Source organism: Mariniflexile sp. AS56 (assembly GCF_030552475.1).
In the GTDB taxonomy this organism is placed as follows: Bacteria; Bacteroidota; Bacteroidia; order Flavobacteriales; family Flavobacteriaceae; genus Mariniflexile.
The window spans coordinates 94,841-120,395 of sequence record NZ_JAUPED010000005.1; the positions used below are offsets into that span (position 1 = coordinate 94,841).

The following is a 25,555-nucleotide window of genomic DNA, read 5'->3' on the forward strand; positions in this document are numbered from 1 at the left end:
TTTGGACAACCATTTAACAGATTGCCTCGTTCTTAGTGCTCGCAAGGACCTTTTAAAAAGATATAGCGGATAGCCTGACTTTTGCTTTTCCTTAAAAAAAAGCAAAAGGAACACCATAAAAAAACTCCGAAATTGCTTCCGGAGTTTTTAGTATTTTTATTTAGTCTTCAACTTGTTTTTGTATCACAAAATCTTCCATAAACTTCGTGGTATAATTTCCAGCTAAATAATCTGGATGATCCATTAATTGTCTGTGGAATGGTATGGTGGTTTTTACACCTTCAATTACAAATTCATCTAAAGCACGTTTCATTTTATTGATCGCTTCTTCTCTTGTTTGCGCCGTTGTAATTAACTTAGCAATCATAGAATCATAATTTGGCGGTATCGTGTAACCTGCATACACATGCGTATCTAAACGTACACCGTGACCTCCAGGCGCATGTAACGTTGTGATAGTTCCTGGTGATGGGCGGAAGCCGTTAAACGGGTCTTCAGCATTAATACGACACTCTATAGAATGTAATTTTGGTAAATAGTTTTTACCAGAAATTGGCACCCCTGCAGCAACAAGAATTTGTTCGCGAATTAAATCGAAATCTATGACTTGTTCTGTTATAGGGTGTTCTACTTGAATACGGGTATTCATCTCCATGAAGTAGAAGTTGCGGTGCTTATCTACTAAAAATTCGATAGTTCCTGCGCCTTCATACTTAATATATTCTGCTGCTTTTACAGCTGCAGCTCCCATTTTTTCTCGAAGTTCATCGGTCATAAATGGTGAAGGAGTTTCTTCTGTTAGTTTTTGATGACGACGTTGAATCGAGCAATCTCTTTCAGATAAATGACATGCTTTACCTGTAGAATCACCAACAATTTGAATTTCAATATGTCTTGGTTCTTCAATAAGTTTCTCCATGTACATATCGTCATTACCGAAAGCAGCTTTACTTTCTTGACGTGCAGAATCCCAAGCATCTTTTAAATTTTCAGGTTTAAAAACGCCTCGCATTCCTTTTCCACCACCACCAGCAGATGCTTTAAGCATGACTGGATATCCTGTGATTTTAGCAACTTTCTCACATTCTTCGAATGATTGAATTACACCTTCACTTCCTGGAACACATGGTACGCCTGCAGCAATCATTGTTGTTTTTGCATTGGCTTTGTCTCCCATTCTATCAATCATTTCTGGAGAGGCACCAATAAACTTGATTCCGTGCTCTTCACAAATTTTTGAAAATTTAGCGTTTTCAGATAAAAACCCATAACCTGGATGAATCGCGTCTGCATTTGTAATTTCTGCAGCCGATATAATGTTAGACATTTTTAAATAAGAAAGTGCACTTGAAGGGGGCCCTATACAAACAGCTTCATCTGCAAACTTAACGTGTAAACTTTCTGCATCTGCGGTTGAATAAACAGCCACTGTTTTAATGCCCATTTCTTTACAGGTTCTAATAACACGAAGTGCTATTTCTCCTCTATTGGCAATCAGTATTTTTTTAAACATAATATTTTGAGTTTAAGAGTTAATGGTTTAGTTGTTTACAAGTTTTCTGGCACATATGCTTTCAAACTTTTAAACTTTCAAACTTTAAACTTCAAATTAAGATGGGTCTACCAAAAATAATGGTTGATCGAATTCAACCGGAGAAGAATCATCAACTAATATTTTAACAACTTTTCCTGAAACTTCAGATTCAATTTCATTGAATAGTTTCATAGCTTCTATAATACAAAGCACATCACCTTCAGCAATGGTTTGTCCAACCTCAACAAATAATGGTTTATCTGGTGATGGTTTTCTATAGAACGTTCCTATAATTGGTGATTTAATGGTAATGAATTTTGAATCTTCTTCTGCAGGCGCTGCAGGAGCAGCTGCACTTGCAACAGGTTGAGCTTCTCCAACAGGTGCATGCATTTGTGGCATTTGAGGTGCCATTGGTGCGTAATGTACTGCTGTTGTTTCTGGATCTGATCCTGTTTTAATGGTGATTTTAATATCATCCATTTCTAATTTAACCTCGCTTGCTCCAGACTTGGCTACAAATTTGATTAAGTTTTGAATTTCTTTAATATCCATAATCTTTACTAATTAGTTAGTGGTTAGTTTACTGAATTATATGCCCATTTTAAATAAATGGATCCCCAATTAAATCCGCCTCCAAAAGCGGCAAAAATTACATTATCTCCTTTTTTAAGTTGCGATTCATAATCATTTAATAGTAACGGTAAAGTCGCCGATGTGGTATTACCATACTTATGAATATTAATCATCACTTTCTTTTCGTCTAAATCGATGCGGTTTGCGGTTGCATCAATAATACGTTTGTTTGCTTGATGCGCTGCCAACCAGTCTACATCATCTTTTGTTAAATTATTACGTTCTAATATTTTAACTGCAGCATCTGCCATGTTGAAAACAGCATTTTTAAATACCGTTTTACCTTCTTGAAAAGCATATTGACCACCTTGCTCTAAAATTTCTGCTGTTAATGAAAATGAAGACCCACCATAAGTAGCTTGTAAAAACTCTCTACCAGTACCATCACTTCTTAGGTATTCATCTTGAAGACCTAAACCTTCTTCATTCGGTTCAAACAAAACAGCACCTGCTCCGTCACCAAAAATAATACAAGTCGCTCTATCTTTATAATTAATTATTGAAGACATTTTATCGGCTCCAATTAATAATACATTTTTATAGCGACCAGATTCTATATAACTTGATGCTACAGACATACCGTATAAGAAACTAGAACATGCCGCATCCATATCGAATGAAAATGCGTTTGTCGCTCCTATTTCGGTTGCAGTGTAAGAGGCTGTTGAAGCCGCTTTCATGTCTGGAGTTGCTGTTGCAACAATAACAAGTTCTATTGTTTTAGGGTCTATACCTTTTTTATTAATAAGGTCTTGAGCCGCTTTTATAGCTAAGTAAGAAGTTCCCTTACCTTCGTCTTTAAGAATTCGACGCTCTTTAATCCCTGTTCTGGAAGTTATCCATTCATCATTAGTGTCAACCAAAGTCTCAAGAATTTGATTGGTTAAGATGTATTCTGGCACATAAGCGCCAACAGCGGTTATTGCTGCTGAGATTTTTCCCATAACTCTATAGTTAAATTGATCAAAAAATCATTAAAATTGAACAAAAACACTCAATATTTCGTGAAAACTACTAAATTCTTACGAAATATAATGCAAAGTACGTGTTTTTGTCCTGCAGAAAAAGCATATCATAAAAAAAACGCTCACATGTGAGCGTTTTATTATATGCATGCATATTACTTATGCTACGTTTTCTACAGCTTCAGAATTGTCAATTAATACTTGACCTCTATAATATAGTTTTCCTTCATGCCAATGAGCTCTGTGATACAGGTGTGCTTCACCAGTTGTTGGGCAAGTAGCAATCTGTGGCGCAGTTGCTTTATAATGTGTTCTTCTTTTATCTCTTCTTGTTTTCGAGATTTTTCTCTTAGGATGTGCCATTTTTTATATTTATTTATCCGTTAATAGTTTCTTTAATGTATTCCAACGAGGATCGGTTTCCTCTTCAGTTTCTTTTTCTTCCTTAAGCCTTGGGCTTAATTCTTCTAGTTTTTCAAGTATATCAGAATCTAAAGTTCCATCTTTAACTCCTGGGTGAACGCGTTTAATTGGTACTGATAGTACTATTAATTCGTAAATGTATTGTTGTGTGATAATCTCATATGTTCCGTGAGGCACAATAAGAATATCTTCAAACTCGTCATTATAATCATCTCCAAATTTCACCACCAAATCAAACTCATTATCTATGGTTTGATTGTAAGGCTCGTTTGTTAAATCGCAATTAACATTTACAAATCCTGAAATTTTAAAATTTAATTCTAGTAAAGTTGATTTTTTATCTAATATTAGATCAACATCAATTTTTACATCATTAAACTCTTCATACTCAAAATATTCAAAGAACGCTTGCTCTATTTTATACTCAAAATGATGCTTTCCTAGCTTTAACCCTACAAATGGAATTGTAAACTCTTTTAATGGCTTCATGTGTTTATCTTATTTTTTTTAAACGGACACATGCAGTTCGCTATTAATCATCTCGTTGTGAAATAAAATTTTGAACATGCTCGTTTCATTATCACATCTATTTTGAGCCTGCAAATATATAAATTTTTATTTAAGCAACATTACTTATAAACATTTTTTTGTTTACATCTTTCTATTTGATTTTTTTAGAGGATTTATTGTAAGTTCCTCATAATCAAATCTGTTTCTAAAAATTTGAATGGCAGTGAAAACAGCTTCCTTAAAAGAGTTCTCGTCGGCCTCCCCTTTTCCTGCTATTTCATAGGCAGTTCCGTGGTCTGGAGATGTTCTAATTTTATTTAATCCTGCGGTAAAATTAACACCTTGACCAAAGGATAATGTTTTAAAAGGAATCAAACCTTGATCGTGATAGGTTGCTACAATAGCATCAAAATTCTTATAATTATTAGAACCAAAAAAACTATCTGCAGCATAAGGACCATAAACTAGCTTACCATCTTCCTTTATTTTTTGAAGTGTTGGGCGTAAAATAGTATCATCTTCATTACCTATTACACCATTATCTCCCGTATGCGGGTTTATACCTAACACGGCAATTTTTGGTCTTACAATATTAAAGTCCTTTAATAAGGAGTTATAAACAGCATTTATTTTTTTAGTTATTAATGCTTCCGTTAGGTTCTCTACAATATCTTTTACAGGCACATGGTCTGTTAATAACCCCACTCTAAGCGAATCGGTTACCATAAACATTAGGCTTTCTCCTTCTAGTTCTTGCGCCAAATAATCGGTATGACCTGGGAATTTAAATTCTTCAGATTGTATATTATGTTTATTTATAGGTGCTGTAACCAAAACATCAATTAGGCTTTCTTTTAGTGCTTTTGTTGCGGCTTCCAACGATTTAATCGCGTACGCCCCTATTTTAATATCTTCTTTACCAAAGTCTATAGTTACAGGTTCATTCCAACAATTAAACACATTAACCTTTCCTGTCGCTAATTGATTTAAATTATTTATGCTATTGAAATTGATTTCCGAATTAAAATGTGTTTTGAAAAAATTCATAACTTTTGACGATGCAAAAATTACGGGCGTACAGAATTCTAGCATCCTAGCGTCTTCAAATGTTTTTAAAACAATTTCTCCACCAATGCCATTTAAGTCACCTATTGATATACCAACTACTATATTTTCCGATTTCTTCATTAAGAATGACAACTTTTGTTTGTAATTTTGATAATTATTCCGAATAAAAAACCTTTTTGGTATTCATTTGGAATCGCAAATTTAGTTAAATAAACAAACAATATTATGTTTACTGGAATAATTGAAGATATTGGAACCATTTCAAATTTAAAATCTGAATTAGATAATCTTCACATCACCGTAAAAAGTGTGATTACCCCCGAATTAAAAATAGACCAAAGTGTTGCTCATAATGGCGTTTGCCTTACGGTAATAAGTATTGATAGTGACGAGTATACGGTTACTGCCATAAAAGAAACTTTAAATAAAACCAATATAGGCTCACTTCAAATTGGTAGCCAAGTAAATTTAGAACGTGCCATGAAATTGGGCGATAGGCTAGATGGCCATATTGTACAAGGACATGTAGACCAAACGGCTGTTTGCACGCATATTAATGAAGCCAATGGAAGTTGGGAATTCACTTTTAGTTATGACACGTCTTTAAATAATATTACGATAGAAAAAGGATCGGTAACTATAAACGGAACAAGTTTAACCGTTGTAAACTCAAAAAAAGACAGCTTTAGTGTTGCGATTATACCTTACACCTATAACCACACCAATTTTAATACCCTTGAAAAAGGAACTGTAGTAAATTTAGAATTTGATGTTTTAGGAAAATATGTATCTAGACTTCTAGAACTAGGGCATTTGGGCAAAAACTAGTTTTTATTAAACACTAGTTTTTTTGCACCATAGAATAAACCAACACAAACACCTATAAGTACACCTCCATCAATAGGAAGCCCCGGTGGTGGTGGTATCCCTGGCGGCGGCGGTTGTGTTTGAGCTGCGCATACAACACTTATTAATACAAATAAGATTGAGGCAAATATTCTTTTATTTTGTATTGTCATTGGGTGCAAATGTATAAAAAAAACCAAGCCAACAAAGGAATTCTGTGTTTTTTAGGCTTAAATCATCTGTGAAGCGCTAAAAATGATCGACAAAATGCAATTATTCTTTATTTTTTCTAATTATATAAAAAACGCCTCTTTCATGGAAAAAGTATTTTTGTATAAAAAAAATCTTTCATTTTTTATAATCAAGACAAATATATATAAAATAGTATAGAAGTTAAATTGATTTATTACGGTTTTAAAAAAGAATTAACATCTTATTAATTATAGTACAAAAAAAAGCCTTTCAATTGCTTGAAAGGCTTTGTAAAACCGTGGTCCCACCTGGGCTCGAACCAGGGACCACCTGATTATGAGTCAGGTGCTCTAACCAACTGAGCTATAGGACCGCTTCGTATATGTTACCGTATTAAATACCGCTTCATGCCGAAATTGGCTGCGAATTTAATACTAATTTTAAAACTCCGCAAGAAAATTATTCTTTTAAAATAATTTCTTGACACAACTCTATAAGAACACCGTTTGTACTTTTAGGGTGCAGGAAAACAACTAGCTTATTATCAGCCCCTTTTTTGGCTATTTCGTTTAAAACAACAAAACCTTCACCTGTTAATCTTTTTACTTCTTCTTCAATATTTTCCACATCAAAAGCGATATGATGGATGCCTTCTCCCTTTTTATCTATAAACTTTGCGATAGGACTATCGGCATTGGTTGCTTCTAAAAGTTCAATTTTATTACTTCCCACCTTAAAAAAGGAGGTTTTTACACCTTCACTTTCTACGGTTTCTGTTTTATAACTGGGCGCTCCAAGAAGTTTAGAAAACAACTCATTAGAATTTTCGATGTTTTTAACCGCTATTCCTATGTGTTCAATTTTATTCATTGTTTAGTTTTTGTCATTCCCTTGTTAAAAGAAATCTCTTTATTCATTCCGCTTTAACGGAAAACTTATTAAGATACAAATTTTGCCTACCAAAAGTAAGATAATCTTTAAATAACCGCTATTTTTGCATCCTAAACCTTTAATAGGTATCAAAATGAGTAACGTAGAGGAAAGTCAAAGACAGAAAAAAATAGGATCGGTTTTACAACGCGATTTAGTTGAAGTGCTTCAGGGCGCTGCTACACAAGGTGGCATGCATGGCATATTAATATCAGTTTCTAAAGTAAAGGTAACGGTAGATCTATCGGTTGCTAAAGTATATTTAAGTATTTTTCCTAACGACAAAGCAAAAGAATTGCTGGTTGGAATCAAATCGAACACCCCATTAATTAGACATGAATTAGCACAACGCACAAGAAACCAATTGCGCCGTATGCCTAATTTAGAATTTTTTATTGACGATTCTTTAGAGTACATCGACCAAATTGACAAATCTTTAAAAGGCCAAGAAAACCCTATTAAAGACCCATCTATTTTAGACAAAAGGAAAAAATCTTAATCGAAATTTGAACTTCCCTTTATATATAGCAAAACGTTATTTACGCTCAAAAAGCAGTAACAATGCTATTAATTTTATTACCATTATCGCCGTTATTGGTGTTATTTTAGGTTCTGCCTCCTTATTTATTGTGCTTTCTGGTTTTGCCGGTTTAAAAGATTTTACGCTTCAATTTTCGAGCATAATAGATCCTAACCTGAAAGCAGAAACTGCCGTTGGAAAGTCGTTCATACTAACCGACGACGCCATTAGCAAACTTAATAAGTTAGACGACATAGCACAATATGCCAAAATTGTTGAAGAGCGTGTTATCATTGCGTCTCAAGACAAAAATACCATCGCCACCATAAAGGGTGTTGACGAGCATTTTCAACAGGTAGTTAATTTTGATACGGTTATAGAACACGGGCATTGGATAGAACCAAAATCGCGACAAATTATAGTGGGCTGGGGTATTGCAACCAATTTATCTTTAGGTATTTTAGACTATACCAACCCGATAAATATTTATGTGCCGAAACCTGGAAAAGGACAAATTACTTCCATAAAAAATGCATTTAATAGCATGAACGTTATTAACGTGGGTGTGTTTTTTATTAATGAAAAACTAAACGACAGCTATGTGTTTGCTCCTATTGAATTGGCTCAGAATTTATTAAATTATGAACCCAACCAAATAAGTGCCATCGAATTTAAACTGAAGGACGGTGTTGATGAAACCCTTGCGAAAGAACGCATTCAAGCTATTTTAGGAGATCAAGTTATTATAAAAAATAGAGCCCAATTAAACGATGCGCTTTACAAAATGCTTAACACTGAAAACTTGGCGGTTTACCTCATTTTTACGCTGGTGTTGATTATTGCATTTTTCAACGTGATTGGTTCCTTAATTATGATGATGCTCGATAAAAAACGAAGCCTCAATACTTTATTTAATATAGGTGTTACCGTAAGAGACATTCGCCGTATTTTCTTTTACCAAGGGAGTTTAATGAGTGTTGTGGGTGGTTTTATAGGCTTAGTAATTAGCTTAATTATTGTGTTTCTTCAAAAAACATTTTCGCTGGTTATGATTACACCTTCGTTAGCTTACCCTGTAAATATCAAAATTGAAAATTTACTTATTGTATTTATAACCATTTCCGTTTTGGGTATTATTGCTTCTAAAATAGCATCGGTACGGGTTACAAAATCGTTGGTAGAAGGCCATTAACTTCGTAGAATTCTAATTCTTGAGATTTCACAAGTTTTGAAAAACCATTAGGTGCGAACTTGCATTTTCCCAACTCCTTTAATAAAAAGAAAAAACCTTCGGAAAGCCCGCAAAAGCGATAGTAGCGGCATCCTTTTTAAAACTTTAATAGGCACAAACTGTAGCGCAAACTAAAATTTAGTAGGTTGCTTCTTTGCTCGCCCCTTGCAAAGTCGTTTTAAAAAGATATAGCGGATAGCGCGGTGGCTTTTGCCATTTGCCCAAGTTAAACTACTCTGTAAATTGATAATCGGCAAACTGATCTAAGACCTCATCGAAGGCTGCAAAAACATCTTCTGAATGGTCGCTCGTTACCATTTTCATTCGTAATTCTTTAAAGTGTGGAATGTTTTTAAAGTAATTGGTGTAGTGGCGACGGGTTTCGAAAACGCCCAAAGTTTCGCCTTTCCAATCGATAGCCATTTGCAGGTGACGGCGTGCTGCCTCTACACGCTCTTCAATAGAAATAGGTGCTAAGTGTTCGCCTGTTGTGAAAAAGTGTTTTACTTGCTTAAAAAACCATGGGTTACCAATACTGGCGCGCCCTATCATACAGCCATCTAAACCGTAAACATCGCGCATTTCCATAGCCTTTTCTGGCGTATCAACGTCACCATTTCCAAATACAGGAATGTGCATGCGTGGGTTATTTTTAACATCGGCAATGGGTCTCCAATCGGCATTTCCCTTATACATTTGCGCACGGGTACGCCCATGAATAGCGATGGCTTTACAGCCAACATCTTGCAGCCTTTCGGCAACTTCAAGAATGCGTATAGAATCGTGATCCCAACCCAAACGGGTTTTTACTGTTATGGGGATGCTGGTGCGTTTCACCATTTCAGCGGTAAGTTGCTCCATTAAACAAATATCTTTTAGAATGCCGGCACCAGCGCCTTTACTTACTACTTTTTTAACGGGACAACCAAAGTTGATATCGATAATGTCTGGTTTTGATTCTGCAACAATATCGATGGTTTGCAGCATGCTTTCCAAATTGGCACCAAATATTTGAATGCCCACTGGTCGCTCTTTTTCATAAATATCCAACTTCATAACGCTTTTTGCGGCGTTACGAATTAAGCCCTCGCTCGATACGAATTCAGTATACACCACATCGGCACCTTGTTCTTTACATAAGGCTCTGAATGGAGGATCGCTAACATCTTCCATAGGTGCTAAAAGCAATGGAAAATCGGGAAGTTCTATGTTGTGTATTTTTACCACGTTGAAAATTTTGATGCAAAATTAGTGTTTTTTGAGTAAACCTAATAACACACCTAATTATAGCCACTAAAACTTGTAGCAAATACGCTATTTTTTAACCACTTTTTTTATTGCTAGCTCGCCTTGATTAGACATCATTTTAACAATATAAATACCCTTACTAAAATGCTCCATGTCTATAATTTTATTAGTACCCGTATAAAGTTGAGTTAGTTTAGCGTCATAGATTTCAACCTTATTAACTGCGGCGTTTTTAATGGTTAGATAATTTATTACAGGATTTGGGTAAAGCAAAATAGCCTCAGCTTCGTTTATTTTATTTAATGACAACCGAGTATCATTGGTTGAAAAGGAAATTAATTTTGCATGATCTGCTATAGTAAAACTACCAAATGATTTTGAAAACGATTCCGAGGTGATAAAATATCTATTTTCATTAACAAACGTAATGGCTTCTGCTTGTTCAAAACCAAATGAAGAAAGCATGATTTGGGTATTTGTTCCTGAAAAAATATCGTTACCAGTAAAGTTTTCACTCACCCAAACAAAAGGCTCTAGCGCTTCGGAATATCCTACTAAATAAAGTTTCCCCGAGAAAATATTATAAGTGCCTCCAGTAATTAATCCGCCACTGGCCAGTGTGGTTGCTAAAGGTGACAGCGTATAAGTTCCTGGCGTTTTAGGTACAACATACGCTAAGGAGCTTCCATTGACCCAATTTTTACTAAATAGGATTAAATTTGAAGCATCAAATGACACTAATGCTTCGGCATCCCATTCGGTGTTATTGGGATTGGATGTAAAATCTGTTTGGTTGGAATAACTAAAAGCAATGGTTTCTGCATGGACGCTTGTTTGATTGGTGTAGTCGCTTTTATTAATCTTATAGATTTTTAAATCGGTTCTGTTTCCGCTAACATTATTCCCAATATCGCCAATATATATACTTGTATCATCGTGGGTGATATCTTCCCAATCTAAATTGGTGGCATTACTAATAACCACTTCTCGGGTTACGTTCCCAGAAATGGTATCCAGTTCATAAAGTTTGTTCTCGCCACCAGAATCGTTATGAGTAATTACTTTACCATTAAAAAAAATAGCACCAGATGATTCGTTTAAAATAGTTGGTAGCGGAAATTTTTCAGTAGCATTTTTTATTTGTCCACTTGCACTCCATATGCCTATGATGCCTAGTGATAATGTAATTAGGTATTTCATAATTAGCCATTTACTTCAAGGAATCAAAATTAAGCTAAAAATTGACTTTATATAAAAAACAAGGTGCTATTATGAATAATAGACTTTTAAAAAACACCTAAAAACTAGTCACGCTTCACACTATAATTGGTATGCAGCACAACAGGAATACCGTTTGCCGTTATGCCTTCTAAACTTACTTTTATATTGGTTTCAACTTCTGTATTGTAATAACTTGCTTGAGAAACACCTGTTGGGTCTGGATGCATATATGGGTTCCAGTATATAGTATTCCTAACCTTTTCTTTATTATCCATTTCTAAAGATGGTTTTTCGGGGTTAAACGAATAAAACTCACGTGCATTATAAAACCCTTCAATGTGTTGTTTTAAAGAATGAAACGTTTTTTTTGATGTATCGTAATCACCCGTTCCTTTTAGATAAATAGATATAACACCATTTCGTCCTTGGTTACCGTATATCATGGTAGAAACAGCACTGTTGTCATATTCTATTTTGAGGACATCGTCAACCATAATACCTCTTACATAATCAAGTACCATTAATGCTCCTTCATAATCTGGATCTGGGTCTAATATACGGGTTTGATTAACTACAATAAGGGCAGGCTCTGTGTTTCTACTGAATTTAATTGACTCGGAAGTGTTAAGATCAAGAGTGGGGATGGCATATCTCAACAATTCAAAAATATCTACAAAAGGAGGCGATTCTTCATCTATAACATACCCTCTAAATAAATCACTATTCATGTTTTCTACAGTCCTGGGCTTTTTTGCAATAACCTCCACCTCATCCAATACATTTTCTGGTGCTACGCCATTAAGAACATATTTTCTGTACACCTGTTCTTTAAAAATACTCATTTGTGGTGTTTCAACAGGTATCTTACTTTTAAAATCGACACGCATAGGTGTCCAATTTAAGGTATCCAACTCCACCATGCCATTACTTTTTCCTTTTTCATTTTTGGAATTTAAATACATACTTGCATTACCTGTAAAATGCAAATTATCAAACTTAAAGCTTCCGTTGGAATCGGTTATGGTATTAAGTCCGTTCATACCACTTTTGCTAAACAATGTTAAAGAAACAGTGTTATTTTCTAAAGGTTTATCACCAAAAAGCTTTTTAACCCTACCAGAAATGGTAAAACCTTTTTCTATTTCATAAGCTAAAGAATCGTTTAATTTAGGAAGTTTTTTCCATAAAAAATCACGCCAACCTTGTGTTAAAAGCAATAAATCTAAATGCTCAAAACGCTTCGAGTTATTGGCATTAAAATAATAACCAGGATTATGTACTTGCCCTCTAATATCAGATTCCATTAAAAAATAAGAACTAATAGTGGTTCCATTACTTGAAGCATCTTTCACGCCATTTAAATCGACGCTACTTAAAGAAAAACTTGCTGGCACCCCAACACCCGTTTTGGTTTTAGACGCTATGTTAACCGTTACTTTTTCTAAGGGTTCGTATATTTTTTTATCGGTTGCAAGGGTCACTTCTAAATCCTGTTCTTTTTCAACATACACCAAACGCTCACTCTGTGGTCTTAAATTAGCATCGTATAATGTTATTTGACTAATACCTTCTGGGAAATCCGTTTTAGGCAATTCAAAAGATAAGCTTGTTTCTTTTAATAGTTGTGTGCCATCAAAATAAGAAACCCCTCTTGTTTTGCAAACCAAAGTAACTGGCGCATTAGGCTGCTGCTGTATGGTGGCTTCATTGGTTTTAATCGTTACAACATCGCTATTATTAATTTTTTTGAAACTTAACAAATAGCCCGTCTCGTTAACTTTAGGAAGTGGTACATTTATTTCCGTTCCATTTGCAAATGAAATGACTGCATGATACTGTTTCCCTTTCATGGGTTTCAATTGAAATTTACCCATCCCATCGTGCATACTTCCAAAAAAAGCAACGAGTTCACCACTAGAATCCTCCACCTTACCTTGCACCTTTACAGGCTTTCCCTTACTGTCTACAGCCTTAAACGCGATAACACTTTCAACAGTGCTTAAAAGCGAACCGCCCTCAGGAAAAAACTGAACATCAAAAGTGTTTGGAGTCGCGTCCAAGGTGGTTTTTTCCATCTTTATAGGTTTCAACTTAGCATCGGGTTTATTCAATTTATTATCAAAAACATCCGTTACTAAAATCTCTTTCTTAAAAACAAAATCGGTACCAAAATTTCGACTGTAGTTTGTGTAGGCTCTAAGTTGATATACACCCGCTTTAACACCTGTAGAATCTGTTAATTTAAAATCGCCATGCCCCAACCCATCTTCTAGGCGCGTTTTATTTTGAACTATTATTTTTGAATCGGGTGAAATTAATTCAACATACAAAATATTACTATCATTAAAAAGCAAGTTATTATACGCATAAACCGAATAGGCTTTATACCATAACGACTCGCCTAAAGCGTAAGTAGACCTATCGGTATGCACATATATTTTTTCAATATTTGGAATTGATTTTTTCTCTTGAGCCTGTAAAAAAGCAGTAAAAGTAATACCTATTAAAAGACTATTTAGTAGACCTTTTTTAAGATTTTTTATAAAATTAAGCATGTAAACACGGTTTGTTTTAATTTGATTGCTTGTTGAAATAACACTCTGTTAGACTAGTAATTCAAGTGAAGGTTTAATTTTACAAATCTAAAAAAACCTACAACATAAGCTTTAAAAATACATTTATTAGGCCAACTAACGCCAGATAATGTAATTTACCTGCTTTCAATCTTTCAGCGTCATTTAAAACATCTATATTTGTACATTAAATTAGGGTAGGAATTCTTTATGAAGAATATTAGAAACTTTTGCATTATTGCACATATAGATCACGGTAAAAGCACGCTTGCAGACCGTTTGTTAGATTTTACAGGTACTGTAACCGAACGAGAAAAACAAAACCAACTACTTGATAGTATGGATTTGGAGCGCGAACGTGGTATTACCATCAAGTCGCACGCCATCCAAATGGAATATATGTATAAGGGAGAAAATTATATTCTAAACCTTATTGACACACCGGGTCACGTCGATTTCTCTTATGAAGTATCGCGTTCTATCGCTGCATGCGAAGGTGCGTTACTTATTGTGGATGCTGCACAAAGTATTCAAGCACAAACGATTTCAAATTTATATTTGGCTTTAGAAAATGATTTGGAAATTATACCAGTTCTAAATAAAGTCGATTTACCAAGTGCAAACCCTGAAGAAGTTACCGATGATATTGTTGATTTATTAGGTTGTAAACCTGAAGAAGTTATTCATGCGAGTGGAAAGACAGGTTTTGGCGTCGAAAATATATTAGCAGCCATTATAGAACGTGTTCCTGCGCCTAAAGGCGATCCAGATGCACCCCTTCAAGCCTTAATTTTCGATTCTGTTTATAACACGTTTAGAGGTATTGAAACCTACTTTAGAGTGTTTAATGGAGAAATTAAAAAAGGACAAAAAATTAAATTTGTTGCGACGGATAATGAATATTATGCAGATGAAGTAGGAACCTTAAAATTAACACAAGTAGCAAAACAATCGGTTAAAACGGGTGATGTTGGCTATTTAATTACAGGTATTAAAACCGCAAAAGAAGTAAAAGTGGGTGATACTATTACCGATTTTGCAAACCCTACCACCAATATCGTTGAAGGTTTTGAGGATGTAAAACCCATGGTTTTTGCTGGTATTTACCCAGTTGATACAGAAGATTATGAAGAGCTTCGTAACTCGATGGAAAAACTACAATTGAACGATGCATCGTTGGTGTTTGCTCCAGAAAGTTCTGCTGCCTTAGGCTTTGGTTTCCGTTGTGGATTCTTAGGCATGCTTCATATGGAAATTATCCAAGAACGCTTAGAGCGCGAGTTCGATATGACGGTAATCACTACGGTTCCCAATGTATCGTACAATGCATTTACAAATAAAAACCCAAACGAGGCTTTTATTGTAAACAACCCATCAGACTTACCAGACCCTTCAACCGTAAACCGTGTTGAAGAACCATATATAAAAGCAACTATTATTACTAAAGCCGATTTTATTGGTAATGTTATGTCGTTGTGTATTGAAAAACGAGGCCTTGTAACCAACCAAACCTATTTAACTACAGAACGTGTTGAGTTAACCTTTGAAATGCCTTTAGCAGAAATTGTATTCGATTTTTACGACCGTTTAAAAACCGTTTCAAAAGGCTATGCTTCTTTTGATTATCACCCTATTGGGATGAAAGTGTCAAAATTAGTACGTTTAGACATTTTATTAAATGCACAACCGGTTGATGCACTTTCCGCATTAATTCACGCTGATAACGCACAAAATATAGGTAAAAAAATGTGTGAAAAGTTGAAGGAATTAATTCCACGTCAGCAATTCGACATCCCAATTCAAGCCGCCGTTGGTGCTAAAATTATTTCTCGTGAAACTATTAAAGCACTTCGTAAAGATGTAACTGCCAAATGTTATGGTGGTGATATTTCGCGTAAACGTAAGCTTTTAGAAAAACAGAAAAAAGGTAAAAAACGTATGCGTCAAGTAGGTAATGTTGAAATACCTCAGCAAGCATTTATGGCTGTTTTAAAATTGAATGATTAACACATCCCTTTCGAGTTCGAAAATTAACGAATTCACAAGGTTTGAATAAAAATAATAAAGCAAAAAGGAATCTCTGAATGAGGTTCCTTTTTTTATTCCAGTTGCTTTATAAATTCAAAATAAAGGTCTATTTGTAAAAAAAGTAACCGTATACAAGCGTCCTTATATATACTGTAATTTACACATCTGGCGGGCAACCTTAAAACACCCAAGTAAACCTTAAGCCATATTTTCATGTTAAAGTATAAAAAAACAGCTACTTTTTTAGTTTTTTACTTAAAAATACTGACTAAATAAACCTACGTTATTTGTTGAAATTACAACTTAGGCCGAAAATTGATTGAATGATTACTATTATTTCAACCTATAATATAAATTTTATTATTGAATAATTTGATTAATGAGCAATCCTCAATAATTTCTTTAAAAATAATTTTCCTTCAATTTGTTGCATAATATTTTTGTAAGTTTATAAACAAAGCAAAAATATTAAATGACAATTATCCATATTAGTGCAGAATGCTACCCAGTTGCAAAGGTTGGAGGTCTTGCAGATGTTGTAGGAGCTCTCCCAAAATACCAAAAGAGTTCTGAAGACAATTCTCAAGTTATCATGCCTTTTTATGATAATAAGTTTACCAAAGAAAATGCGTTTACAACGGTTTATAGTAATAACGTCACTTTAGGTAATAACCTTATTGGTTTTAATGTTTTAACATTAACCGAAAAACCTTTAGATTTTGATGTCTTTTTTATAGATATCCCAGACCTATTATTTAGAGAATACGTGTATTCATCTGATGATACCGAGCGCTTTTTAGCTTTTCAAATTGCAGCACTCGATTGGTTATTAACTTGGGATAATTATCCAGATATCATTCACTGTCACGATCACCACACGGGGCTCATTCCTTTTATGCTTCAAGAAAGCTATAAATATGAAGCCTTTAGAAAAATACCAAATATTGTAACCATACATAACGCCCAATACCAAGGGTGGTTTTCGCATTTAAAAGTGGGTTTAATTCCACCATTTAATTTCGACCATGTTGGTTTATTAGATTGGGGTGGTACCATAAACCCGTTAGCATCGGCTATTAAATGCGCTTGGCACGTTACCACGGTATCGCCAAGTTATATGGAAGAACTAAAACTAGCCGCCAATGGGCTTGAAAGTTTATTAAGCGCAGAAAGCGATAAATGCTCTGGGATACTAAACGGTATAGATACCGATGTTTGGAACCCTGAAACAGACTATTATATAGAAGCAAACTATAATATAAAAACCGTTAAAGCTGGCGCAGAAGCTAATAAAAAATTCTTGTGTGATACTTTTAATCTAGATTTTGAAAAACCTCTTTTTGCTTTTATTGGTAGATTGGTAGGAGAAAAAGGATCTGATTTATTTCCGGAAGTCTTTAAAGAAGCACTAGACAATAACAACCTTAATATTTTGTTATTAGGCTCTGGAAATGATTTTGTTGAGCAACAGTTAGAAACCTTAAAAAAAGATTACATTGGTACATACAATGCTTTTATAGGCTACGATGAAAAACTATCACATATTATTTATGCTGGTGCCGATTTTTTACTCATGCCTTCACGTGTAGAGCCTTGTGGTTTAAACCAAATGTATGCCTTACGCTACGGCACCATTCCTATAGTTAGGAGTATTGGTGGTTTAAAAGACACCGTTACCGATATTTCTGAAGAAAACGGTTTTGGTATTTGCCATAATAATGTCACTATTTCAGAAATAACAAACGCTATAAATCGTGGCGTTACCCTATATAAAAACCAAAAAAAATACAAGAAAACAAGAAACACAATAATGGAAATAGACCATTCATGGCACGTTTCAGCAGCAGAATACAAAAATTTATATAAATCAATAAACTAAACCAATATGATTAATAACAAGGTACTAGCCATCATTTTAGGTGGTGGGCAAGGTTCTAGATTGCACCCATTAACAGAAGAACGTTCAAAACCAGCTGTACCAATAGCCGGTAAATACAGATTAGTAGATATTCCAATCTCTAACTGTATCAATTCAGACATAAAACGCATGTTTGTATTAACACAGTTCAATTCCGCTTCTCTAAACCGCCATATTAAAGACACCTATCATTTTAGTTTTTTTAGTAGTGCTTTTGTTGATGTATTAGCTGCAGAACAAACACCAGGAAATAAAGGTTGGTTTCAAGGAACTGCCGATGCTGTTCGCCAAAGTATGCACCATTTTTTAAGACATGATTTTGATTATGCCTTGATACTTTCTGGAGATCAACTTTATCAAATGGATTATGATAAAATGATTGAGGCTCACGAAAAAAGTAATGCTAAAATCTCTATTGCAACCATTCCTGTAAACGCTAAAGACGCCACTTCTTTTGGTATTTTAAAAGCAAACGACGAAAACGTTGTGACCTCTTTTATTGAAAAGCCAGATGCTAGTTTATTACCAGATTGGACATCGGAAGTAAGTGACGACATGAAAAAAGAAGAGCGTAACTACCTAGCATCTATGGGTATTTACATTTTCAACAGAGAGCTTTTAGTAGAATTAATGAACGACCAATCTACAAACGATTTTGGTAAAGAAATTATTCCACAATCTATTGAAGAGCATAAAACACTAAGTTTTCAATATGAAGGCTATTGGACTGATATTGGTAATATTGATTCATTTTTCGAAGCAAATCTTGGTTTAACAGACGATATTCCTAAATTCGATTTATACGATAAATCAAAACGTATTTACACACGTGCACGCATGCTACCTACTACCAAATTAGCTGGTACCTCACTAAACAAAACAGTCATTGCCGAAGGCTGTATTGTCAGCGCTGCTAAAATTGAACAATCTGTAATTGGTATTCGGTCTCGAATTGGTAAAGAAAGTACCGTTATCAAAACCTATATGATGGGTAGCGATTACTATGAAACACTTTTAGAAATTGAAGAAAAGAAAATTGATGTTTTAATGGGCATTGGCGAACGCTGCTTTATTAAAAATGCCATTCTTGACAAAAACTGTCGCATTGGTGATGATGTAAGGATTAATGGAGGTAGTCACTTAGAAGATACCGAAACAGACACTTACGCTATTAAAGATGGTATTGTAGTTGTTAAAAAAGGAGCAATTATTCCTAATGGATTTATAATATAATATGGCACAAGTAAAAGTTTATAGTCTATTTACAGACTTCGATATTAGCCTTTTTAAAGCAGGTAAACACTATAGGCTTTATGAAAAATTTGGGTCTCATCTAACAACTGTTGATGGTATTGAAGGCACTTACTTTGCTGTTTGGGCTCCTAGCGCAAAACAAGTTTCTGTAATTGGCGATTTTAACTATTGGGCCGAAGGCGAACACCAATTAAACGTTCGTTGGGATAGCAGTGGTATTTGGGAAGGCTTTATTCCACTTGTGGGTAAAGGAAACATCTACAAATACAAAATTGAAAGCCACAACAACGGTATAAAAACGGAAAAAGCAGATCCATACGCACGTCGTTGCGAACACCCACCAAAAACGGCTTCCGTTATTTGGGAAGATTCATATAGATGGAAAGATACCGATTGGATGAAAAAGCGTAAAAAGAACAACGCTTTAGACGCTCCATACTCGGTGTACGAAGTCCATTTAGGATCTTGGAAACGCCATATCGAAGAAGACCGATTTTTGTCTTATTACGAATTGGCAGACGACTTGGTTACCTACGTAAAAGACATGAATTTTACTCACGTAGAACTCATGCCTATTATGGAATACCCTTACGACCCTTCGTGGGGTTACCAACTTACAGGTTATTTTGCTCCATCGTCTCGTTTTGGATACCCAGAAGAGTTTAAATATTTAGTCGATAAATTACACCAAAACGATATTGGTATTATTTTAGACTGGGTCCCTTCTCATTTTCCAGAAGATGCACATGGCTTAGGCTTTTTTGATGGTTCTAGTTTATACGAACACCCAGACAAGCGCAAAGGTTACCACCAAGATTGGAAAAGTTTGATTTTCAACTACGAAAGAAACGAAGTTAAATCCTTTTTAATAAGTAATGCTGCCTTTTGGATGGATCAATACCATGCAGATGCATTGCGTGTTGATGCCGTGGCCTCCATGTTATTTCTAGATTATTCTAGAGAAGACGGCGAATGGGAACCAAACATTTACGGCGGTCGAGAAAACTTAGCTGCGATAGAATTTCTTAAAGAATTAAATCAAGAAATTTACGCATCATTTCCAGACACACAAACCATTGCTGAAGAGTCTACCGCATTTCCAGGTGTTTCTAAACCCGTATTTTTAGGCGGTTTAGGATTTGGAATGAAATGGATGATGGGGTGGATGCACGATACATTGGACTATTTTAGTAAAGATCCAATATATAGAAAATACCACCAAAACGATATAACCTTTAGTTTAGCCTATGTGTTTTCAGAGAATTTTATGTTACCACTATCGCACGATGAAGTGGTTTATGGTAAAAACTCCATACTAGGTAGAATGCCGGGTGATGAATGGCAACGTTTTGCAAACCTGCGTCTTCTATACGGCTATATGTTTACGCATCCTGGTACTAAATTACTGTTTATGGGTGGTGAATTTGCACAATATAACGAATGGAATTTTGAAGAAAGTTTGGATTGGAATTTACTAGAATATGAACCACACAAAAGCTTTCAGCAGTATTTCAAAGCACTAAACGGGTTCTATAAATCAACTCCTGCCCTATTTGAAAAAGGATTTTCAGGAGAAGGTTTCGAATGGATTAGTTATGATGATCATGAAAATTGTGTGATCTCATACATAAGAAAAGGGAAAGTAGCAGAAGACAATGTGATTGTAGTTTGCAATTTAACGCCCGATACTAGAGATAAATATAAAATAGGAGTGCCTGTAAAAGGAAAACTTATAGAGGTATTTAATAGTGATTCTAAAGAATTTGGAGGTAGTAATATTTCCAACAAAAAAGAAATAACTATTAAAAAACAACCTTGGAACGGTAAAGATTTTTCAGCAGAAATTACGTTACCACCATTGGCTGTCACTATTTTTAAATTTAAATAACACCACACATTAAGGTTTATTAAATGAACACTTGATAATATTACATTTTACGTAATATTTCAAGTGTTTTTTAGTAATAACAAGGTATTTACATGCCTGAAATTTAGTATTTTCGCTTTAATTAAATAATAGCTTTAATTTTATGATATTAAACACCGAATTAGAATATAAGGGAAACCTATTTCCTTCTAAAATAATTTCTTACCAAAAAAACCTAGACACTTTATCATTCACTGCTGAGAATAATGTCGTGCTTCAAATCACAGTACAACGAGATAGTGTTTTAAGGTTTCGATATACAACGACTGGAGTTTTTGAAAAAGATTTCTCATATGCCATTACAAAATATGCCAGTAGAGGGTATAATTTTCTAGATGTAACCGAGGATACTGATAAATACATCATTACCACTTCAAAACTTATTTGCCATGTCTCTAAAGTCGACATGAGAACGGCACTTTACGATGCCAAAGACAAAACCCTTATTTGTGAAGATGAATTAGGTTTTCATTGGGAAGAAAGTTATGAGTTTGGTGGCGATATTGTAAAAATGTCTAAAACATCTCAAGAAGGTGAAAGTTATTACGGTTTAGGTGATAAACCCGTTGATAATAACCTGAAAGGAAAACGTTTTGAAAACTGGGTAACAGATTCTTACGCATACGGAAAAAACACAGACCCTATTTATAAAGCCATTCCGTTTTATACAGGTCTACACCATAAAAAATCATACGGAATCTTTTTTGACAATACCTTCCGTACCTTTTTCGACTTTTGTAGCGAACGTAGAAACATCACTAGTTTTTGGGCACAAGGTGGCGAAATGAATTATTATTTCATTTACGGACCACAAATGACCGACGTTGTTTCTATTTATACAGATTTAACAGGAAAACCACACGAATTACCTGCTTTATGGACTTTAGGATACCACCAATGTAAATGGAGTTACTACCCAGAATCTAAAGTAAAAGAAATTACCAGTAAGTTTAGAGAACTACAAATACCATGTGATGCCATTTATTTGGATATTGATTATATGGAAGGCTTTAGATGCTTTACATGGAGTAAGGAACACTTCCCAGACCCTAAAAGAATGGTAAAAGAACTGGCTGATGATGGGTTTAAAACCATCGTAATTATCGATCCAGGTATTAAAATCGATAAAGAGTATTCGGTTTACCAAGAAGGTATGGATAAAGATTATTTCTGTAAACGTGCCGATGGTCCTTACATGAAAGGTAAAGTATGGCCTGGAGAGTGTTATTTCCCAGACTTTACAAACCCAGAAGTTCGTGAATGGTGGTCCGATTTATTTAAGGAACTAGTTGAAGACATAGGTGTTAAAGGTGTGTGGAATGACATGAACGAACCTGCTGTTATGGATGTTCCTGGAAAAACCTTCCCAAATGATGTAAGACACGATTATGATGGCAACCAATGTAGTCATAGAAAAGCACACAACGTTTACGGTATGCAAATGGCTCGCGCTACGTACCAAGGACTTAAAAAATTCGCATATCCAAAAAGACCTTTTGTAATTACAAGAGCGGCTTATTCTGGTACACAACGTTATACGTCTAGTTGGACGGGTGATAACGTGGCAAGTTGGGAACATTTAACCATTGCCAACATTCAAGCACAACGTATGTGTATGTCTGGATTTTCATTTATTGGGTCTGATATTGGTGGTTTTGCTGAACAACCAAATGGCGAATTATACGCACGTTGGATTCAGTTAGGTATTTTCCACCCGTTCTGTAGAACACACTCTTCTGGAGACCACGGTGATCAAGAACCTTGGGCTTTTGGAACTAACATTACGAACATTGTCCGAAAGTTTATCGAAATTAGATACGAATTATTACCATACTTATACACCGCATTTTGGAGATACGCTAATGAAGGTGTGCCTATATTAAAATCGCTTGTATTATTTGATCAAGCTGATGCACATACCCACTATAGAAACGATGAGTTTATTTGTGGTGAAAAAATATTAGCTTGCCCTATTACAGAACCAAACGCTAAAGGAAGACGTATGTATTTCCCTGTTGGAAATTGGTACAGTATCTGGGATGATGAAGTATTTGAAGGAGGTCAAGAACTTTGGGTTGATGCTGATTTAGACAGCATGCCTATCTTTATTAAAGAAGGTTCTATCATACCTAAATACCCTATCCAACAATATGTAGGTGAGAAAAAGATTGAAGAGCTTATACTGGATGTTTATTACAAACATGGGGAAGATACTTCACAAGTTTTTGAAGATGCTCATGATGGGTATGATTACATTAAAGGGAGATACAGCCTTAGAGACTTTAAACTAGTTGGTAAGAAAAACAGCGTTATAATTCAGCAGTTTAAATCTGGTAAATACATAACGCCTTATGACACTTTAAAAATTAGATTCCACGGCTTACCATTTAGAATCTCTAAACTTAAAATTGATAATGAAGAGGTTATTTTTGAAGATGTAAAACTGGATGGTGAAAACACCATTGTTGTTAGTAAAGAATTTACAGAGCTTCATGTTATAGCATAAACGCTTTAAACATCCTGCTTAATTTTACTAGAAAAAGGCTTTCCAAGATATACTAATTGGAAGCCTTTTTCTATTTTATTCATAGCCTTATTGTTAGAAGAGATAATCTCTAAAACACCTGCTTTATCTTTTACTAATAAAGGAATAATCTCGGAATCGTTATTAGAAATTTCAATTAACTCTTCATAATGTGCGCGATCATTCAATTCAATTTCATGAATTTTAGGGTTATTTCTAGCCACTTCCGTAAGTGAAAAATAACCATCGGTAAGCGAAAATAAGCCTTCCTTCGGAGTTTTCTCTGGGTTTTGCATTTCTTCAATACTAATCAAACGAAAAGTACCACTTTCACCAAACTGACTCGAAAATTTATTAATAGCATATTGGTTAATATCAGCACTCCCTGTCATAGCCATTAAAAAGCCAACATCATTAAGTTCTATATTATCTGCTAGATTATCCGAATATATATCCGTATCCATAGCTTCAAGTCCCGCTTTTAAAGCCAATTTAATATTCGTTTGATTGCTATCAATTAAAACCACATGCCTGCCATTTTCCTCTAAATACTGCGCTATCAATCTTGAAAAATGAGACGCACCAACAATTAAAATACCTTCAGAACGCTTTAAAAAAACGCCTATTAATTTAGCAAAGGGTCTCGCCGTAGTTGCATTCAATAAAACGGTACCCAACACAATCATGAATACAAGTGGTGTAATATATTCCGCATCAACAATCCCATTTTTAGAAAGCTTTAAGCCAAATAAAGAAGCAATACCTGCAGCCACAATTCCCCGAGGTCCTACCCAACTAATAAACACCTTTTCATTAAATTTTAAAGACGATTTAAAGGTACTAACAAATACACCAACCGGTCTAATTAAAAACACCACAACAGCAAATAGCATCACCGAGTTCCAATTATAAACCAGTAAAAGGTCTTCAATATTAATATTAGCGGCTAGCAGAATAAATAAAATAGATATCAGTAGCACGCTTAACGATTCTTTAAAATAAAGAAGTTCTTTTAAATAAGGCGATTTCGAGTTTCCTAGCACCATTCCCATAACAACAACCGCCAATAATCCAGACTCGTGTGCAAAAGCGTCAGACAATACAAAGACACCTAAAACAGTAGCCAATGCGAACACATTTAGCAGATAGTGAGGAATTAATTTTTTATTTATAGAAAAATTCAAGGCATGAGCAAAGGTAAATCCGAAGGTCGAACCAAATAATACAATTTTACCAAACTCAATTAAAGCTGTTTTGGTAAACGCACCACCGCCACCAACGCTAATAAACTCGAATACAAGAACCGCTACTAAGGCACCAATAGGGTCTATTAAGATACCCTCCCACTTCAATACGGCAGATACATCCTTTTTCAAGGGAATGTTCCTTAAAATGGGTGTAATCACTGTTGGTCCGGTTACTATAATTAAGGCTGAAAATAGATAAGATATTTCCCAGGTTAAGTGAAAAATATAATGAGCAGCAATCGCCGCACCAAAAAAGGTAGCCAACGAGCCTAGAGTAATTAATTTAGAAATAATAGGGCCCACATTTTTAATCTCACTCAATCGTAAGGTTAAACCACCTTCAAATAAAATGATACTTATGGCTAAAGACACAAAATAAAATAAACTTTCTCCCGGAAAAAGGCCTTCTTCACCATTCCAAATAGGTTCAATCCATTTGGTACCATCTTCCGAAATAAATTCTGAAACGGGCCCCACTAACAACCCAATTAAGATTAATGGCAAAATGGCTGGAATTTTAAACTTCCATGCAACCCACTGTGCTAAAATCCCTAAAATTATAATTCCTGCTAATTCTATCATAAATTCGAATTTGTTATAAAAGCCTAATTTAAATAAAAACGGGGTATTTCCTAACTTTATATGCTCCGGATCTTAAATTTTTATGGGTGAAATCACTATAAACAGTCCTTTTTTTCCTAATTTTTTTTAATAATTGTCTGATTTTTTTAAAAAATGTTATCTTTCAACTTTTAGAAAC

Annotated in this window: 20 protein-coding genes and 1 tRNA gene; 8 read left to right on the forward strand and 13 right to left on the reverse strand. The window is 34.8% G+C overall.

Going from position 1 to position 25,555, the window contains the following annotated elements; translation table 11 throughout:
* Positions 1 to 160 precede the first annotated feature (160 nt).
* The 6 genes from accC to pdxA form a co-directional block, all read right to left on the reverse strand.
* On the reverse strand, positions 161 to 1,513 hold the full coding sequence (accC, locus tag Q5N74_RS07755) for an acetyl-CoA carboxylase biotin carboxylase subunit (RefSeq protein WP_304388194.1): 1,353 nt from the start codon (positions 1,511 to 1,513) through the stop codon (positions 161 to 163).
* A gap of 96 nt (positions 1,514 to 1,609) precedes the next feature.
* Positions 1,610 to 2,089, reverse strand: a complete 480-nt coding sequence (gene accB, locus Q5N74_RS07760; protein ID WP_304388195.1) for an acetyl-CoA carboxylase biotin carboxyl carrier protein — start codon at positions 2,087 to 2,089, stop codon at positions 1,610 to 1,612.
* Positions 2,090 to 2,112: 23 nt separating this feature from the next.
* On the reverse strand, positions 2,113 to 3,114 hold the full coding sequence (locus Q5N74_RS07765; protein WP_304388196.1) for a beta-ketoacyl-ACP synthase III: 1,002 nt from the start codon (positions 3,112 to 3,114) through the stop codon (positions 2,113 to 2,115).
* A 180-nt stretch (positions 3,115 to 3,294) separates the two neighbouring features.
* Positions 3,295 to 3,498, reverse strand: coding sequence for a 50S ribosomal protein L32 (gene rpmF / locus Q5N74_RS07770; RefSeq protein ID WP_069829108.1), 204 nt, complete (start codon positions 3,496 to 3,498; stop codon positions 3,295 to 3,297).
* 9 nt (positions 3,499 to 3,507) lie between these two features.
* The gene (locus tag Q5N74_RS07775) at positions 3,508 to 4,047 is read right to left on the reverse strand and encodes a DUF177 domain-containing protein (protein ID WP_304388197.1); all 540 of its coding nucleotides are present in this window, start codon (positions 4,045 to 4,047) and stop codon (positions 3,508 to 3,510) included.
* A gap of 162 nt (positions 4,048 to 4,209) precedes the next feature.
* Positions 4,210 to 5,256, reverse strand: coding sequence for a 4-hydroxythreonine-4-phosphate dehydrogenase PdxA (gene pdxA / locus Q5N74_RS07780; protein WP_304388198.1), 1,047 nt, complete (start codon positions 5,254 to 5,256; stop codon positions 4,210 to 4,212).
* Positions 5,257 to 5,361: 105 nt separating this feature from the next.
* Between pdxA and Q5N74_RS07785 the strand changes: the two genes are divergently transcribed.
* Positions 5,362 to 5,964, forward strand: a complete 603-nt coding sequence (locus Q5N74_RS07785; protein WP_304388199.1) for a riboflavin synthase — start codon at positions 5,362 to 5,364, stop codon at positions 5,962 to 5,964.
* Here the strand turns inward: Q5N74_RS07785 and Q5N74_RS07790 are convergent.
* The 3 genes from Q5N74_RS07790 to mce all read right to left on the reverse strand — a co-directional run bounded on the left by Q5N74_RS07790 (position 5,961) and on the right by mce (position 7,044).
* Positions 5,961 to 6,155: a PID-CTERM protein-sorting domain-containing protein gene (locus tag Q5N74_RS07790; protein WP_304388200.1), complete on the reverse strand. Its 195-nt coding sequence runs from the start codon at positions 6,153 to 6,155 to the stop codon at positions 5,961 to 5,963. The genes Q5N74_RS07785 and Q5N74_RS07790 overlap by 4 nt on opposite strands.
* Positions 6,156 to 6,473: 318 nt before the next feature.
* Positions 6,474 to 6,547 (reverse strand) — tRNA-Ile (locus Q5N74_RS07795).
* Between the two features lie 86 nt (positions 6,548 to 6,633).
* Positions 6,634 to 7,044, reverse strand: a complete 411-nt coding sequence (gene mce, locus Q5N74_RS07800; protein ID WP_304388201.1) for a methylmalonyl-CoA epimerase — start codon at positions 7,042 to 7,044, stop codon at positions 6,634 to 6,636.
* 154 nt (positions 7,045 to 7,198) lie between these two features.
* On the opposite strand from mce, the gene rbfA reads away from it, so the two are divergent.
* Both rbfA and Q5N74_RS07810 read left to right on the forward strand, forming a co-directional pair.
* Complete coding sequence (rbfA, locus tag Q5N74_RS07805) at positions 7,199 to 7,603, forward strand: 30S ribosome-binding factor RbfA (protein ID WP_304388202.1); 405 nt, start codon at positions 7,199 to 7,201, stop codon at positions 7,601 to 7,603.
* Between the two features lie 7 nt (positions 7,604 to 7,610).
* Positions 7,611 to 8,816 carry an ABC transporter permease gene (locus Q5N74_RS07810; protein WP_304388203.1) on the forward strand — a complete coding sequence of 402 codons (1,206 nt, stop codon included), beginning with the start codon at positions 7,611 to 7,613 and terminating at the stop codon, positions 8,814 to 8,816.
* Between the two features lie 270 nt (positions 8,817 to 9,086).
* Here the strand turns inward: Q5N74_RS07810 and dusB are convergent, their stop codons facing one another.
* The 3 genes from dusB to Q5N74_RS07825 form a co-directional block, all read right to left on the reverse strand.
* Positions 9,087 to 10,082, reverse strand: coding sequence for a tRNA dihydrouridine synthase DusB (gene dusB, locus Q5N74_RS07815; RefSeq protein WP_304388204.1), 996 nt, complete (start codon positions 10,080 to 10,082; stop codon positions 9,087 to 9,089).
* Positions 10,083 to 10,169: 87 nt separating this feature from the next.
* Positions 10,170 to 11,303, reverse strand: coding sequence for a T9SS type A sorting domain-containing protein (locus Q5N74_RS07820; protein WP_304388205.1), 1,134 nt, complete (start codon positions 11,301 to 11,303; stop codon positions 10,170 to 10,172).
* Between the two features lie 104 nt (positions 11,304 to 11,407).
* Positions 11,408 to 13,879: a hypothetical protein gene (locus Q5N74_RS07825; RefSeq protein WP_304388206.1), complete on the reverse strand. Its 2,472-nt coding sequence runs from the start codon at positions 13,877 to 13,879 to the stop codon at positions 11,408 to 11,410.
* Positions 13,880 to 14,107: 228 nt separating this feature from the next.
* On the opposite strand from Q5N74_RS07825, the gene lepA reads away from it, so the two are divergent.
* From lepA to Q5N74_RS07850, 5 genes are all read left to right on the forward strand, one after another.
* Entirely contained in the window at positions 14,108 to 15,904 is a 1,797-nt protein-coding gene (gene lepA, locus Q5N74_RS07830) for a translation elongation factor 4 (RefSeq protein WP_304388207.1), read from the forward strand.
* 493 nt (positions 15,905 to 16,397) lie between these two features.
* Entirely contained in the window at positions 16,398 to 17,804 is a 1,407-nt protein-coding gene (locus tag Q5N74_RS07835) for a glycogen synthase (RefSeq protein WP_304388208.1), read from the forward strand.
* Positions 17,805 to 17,810: 6 nt separating this feature from the next.
* A complete protein-coding gene (locus tag Q5N74_RS07840) occupies positions 17,811 to 19,076 on the forward strand; it encodes a glucose-1-phosphate adenylyltransferase (protein WP_304388209.1) in 1,266 nt (421 codons plus the stop codon).
* A 1-nt stretch (position 19,077) separates the two neighbouring features.
* Positions 19,078 to 20,985 (forward strand): 1,4-alpha-glucan branching protein GlgB, encoded by a 1,908-nt coding sequence (gene glgB, locus Q5N74_RS07845; RefSeq protein ID WP_304388210.1) that lies wholly within the window; start codon positions 19,078 to 19,080, stop codon positions 20,983 to 20,985.
* 142 nt (positions 20,986 to 21,127) lie between these two features.
* Complete coding sequence (locus Q5N74_RS07850) at positions 21,128 to 23,530, forward strand: glycoside hydrolase family 31 protein (protein WP_304388211.1); 2,403 nt, start codon at positions 21,128 to 21,130, stop codon at positions 23,528 to 23,530.
* Positions 23,531 to 23,535: 5 nt separating this feature from the next.
* On the opposite strand, the gene Q5N74_RS07855 is transcribed toward Q5N74_RS07850, so the two are convergent.
* Positions 23,536 to 25,377 carry a sodium:proton antiporter gene (locus Q5N74_RS07855; RefSeq protein ID WP_304388212.1) on the reverse strand — a complete coding sequence of 614 codons (1,842 nt, stop codon included), beginning with the start codon at positions 25,375 to 25,377 and terminating at the stop codon, positions 23,536 to 23,538.
* Positions 25,378 to 25,555 lie beyond the last annotated feature (178 nt).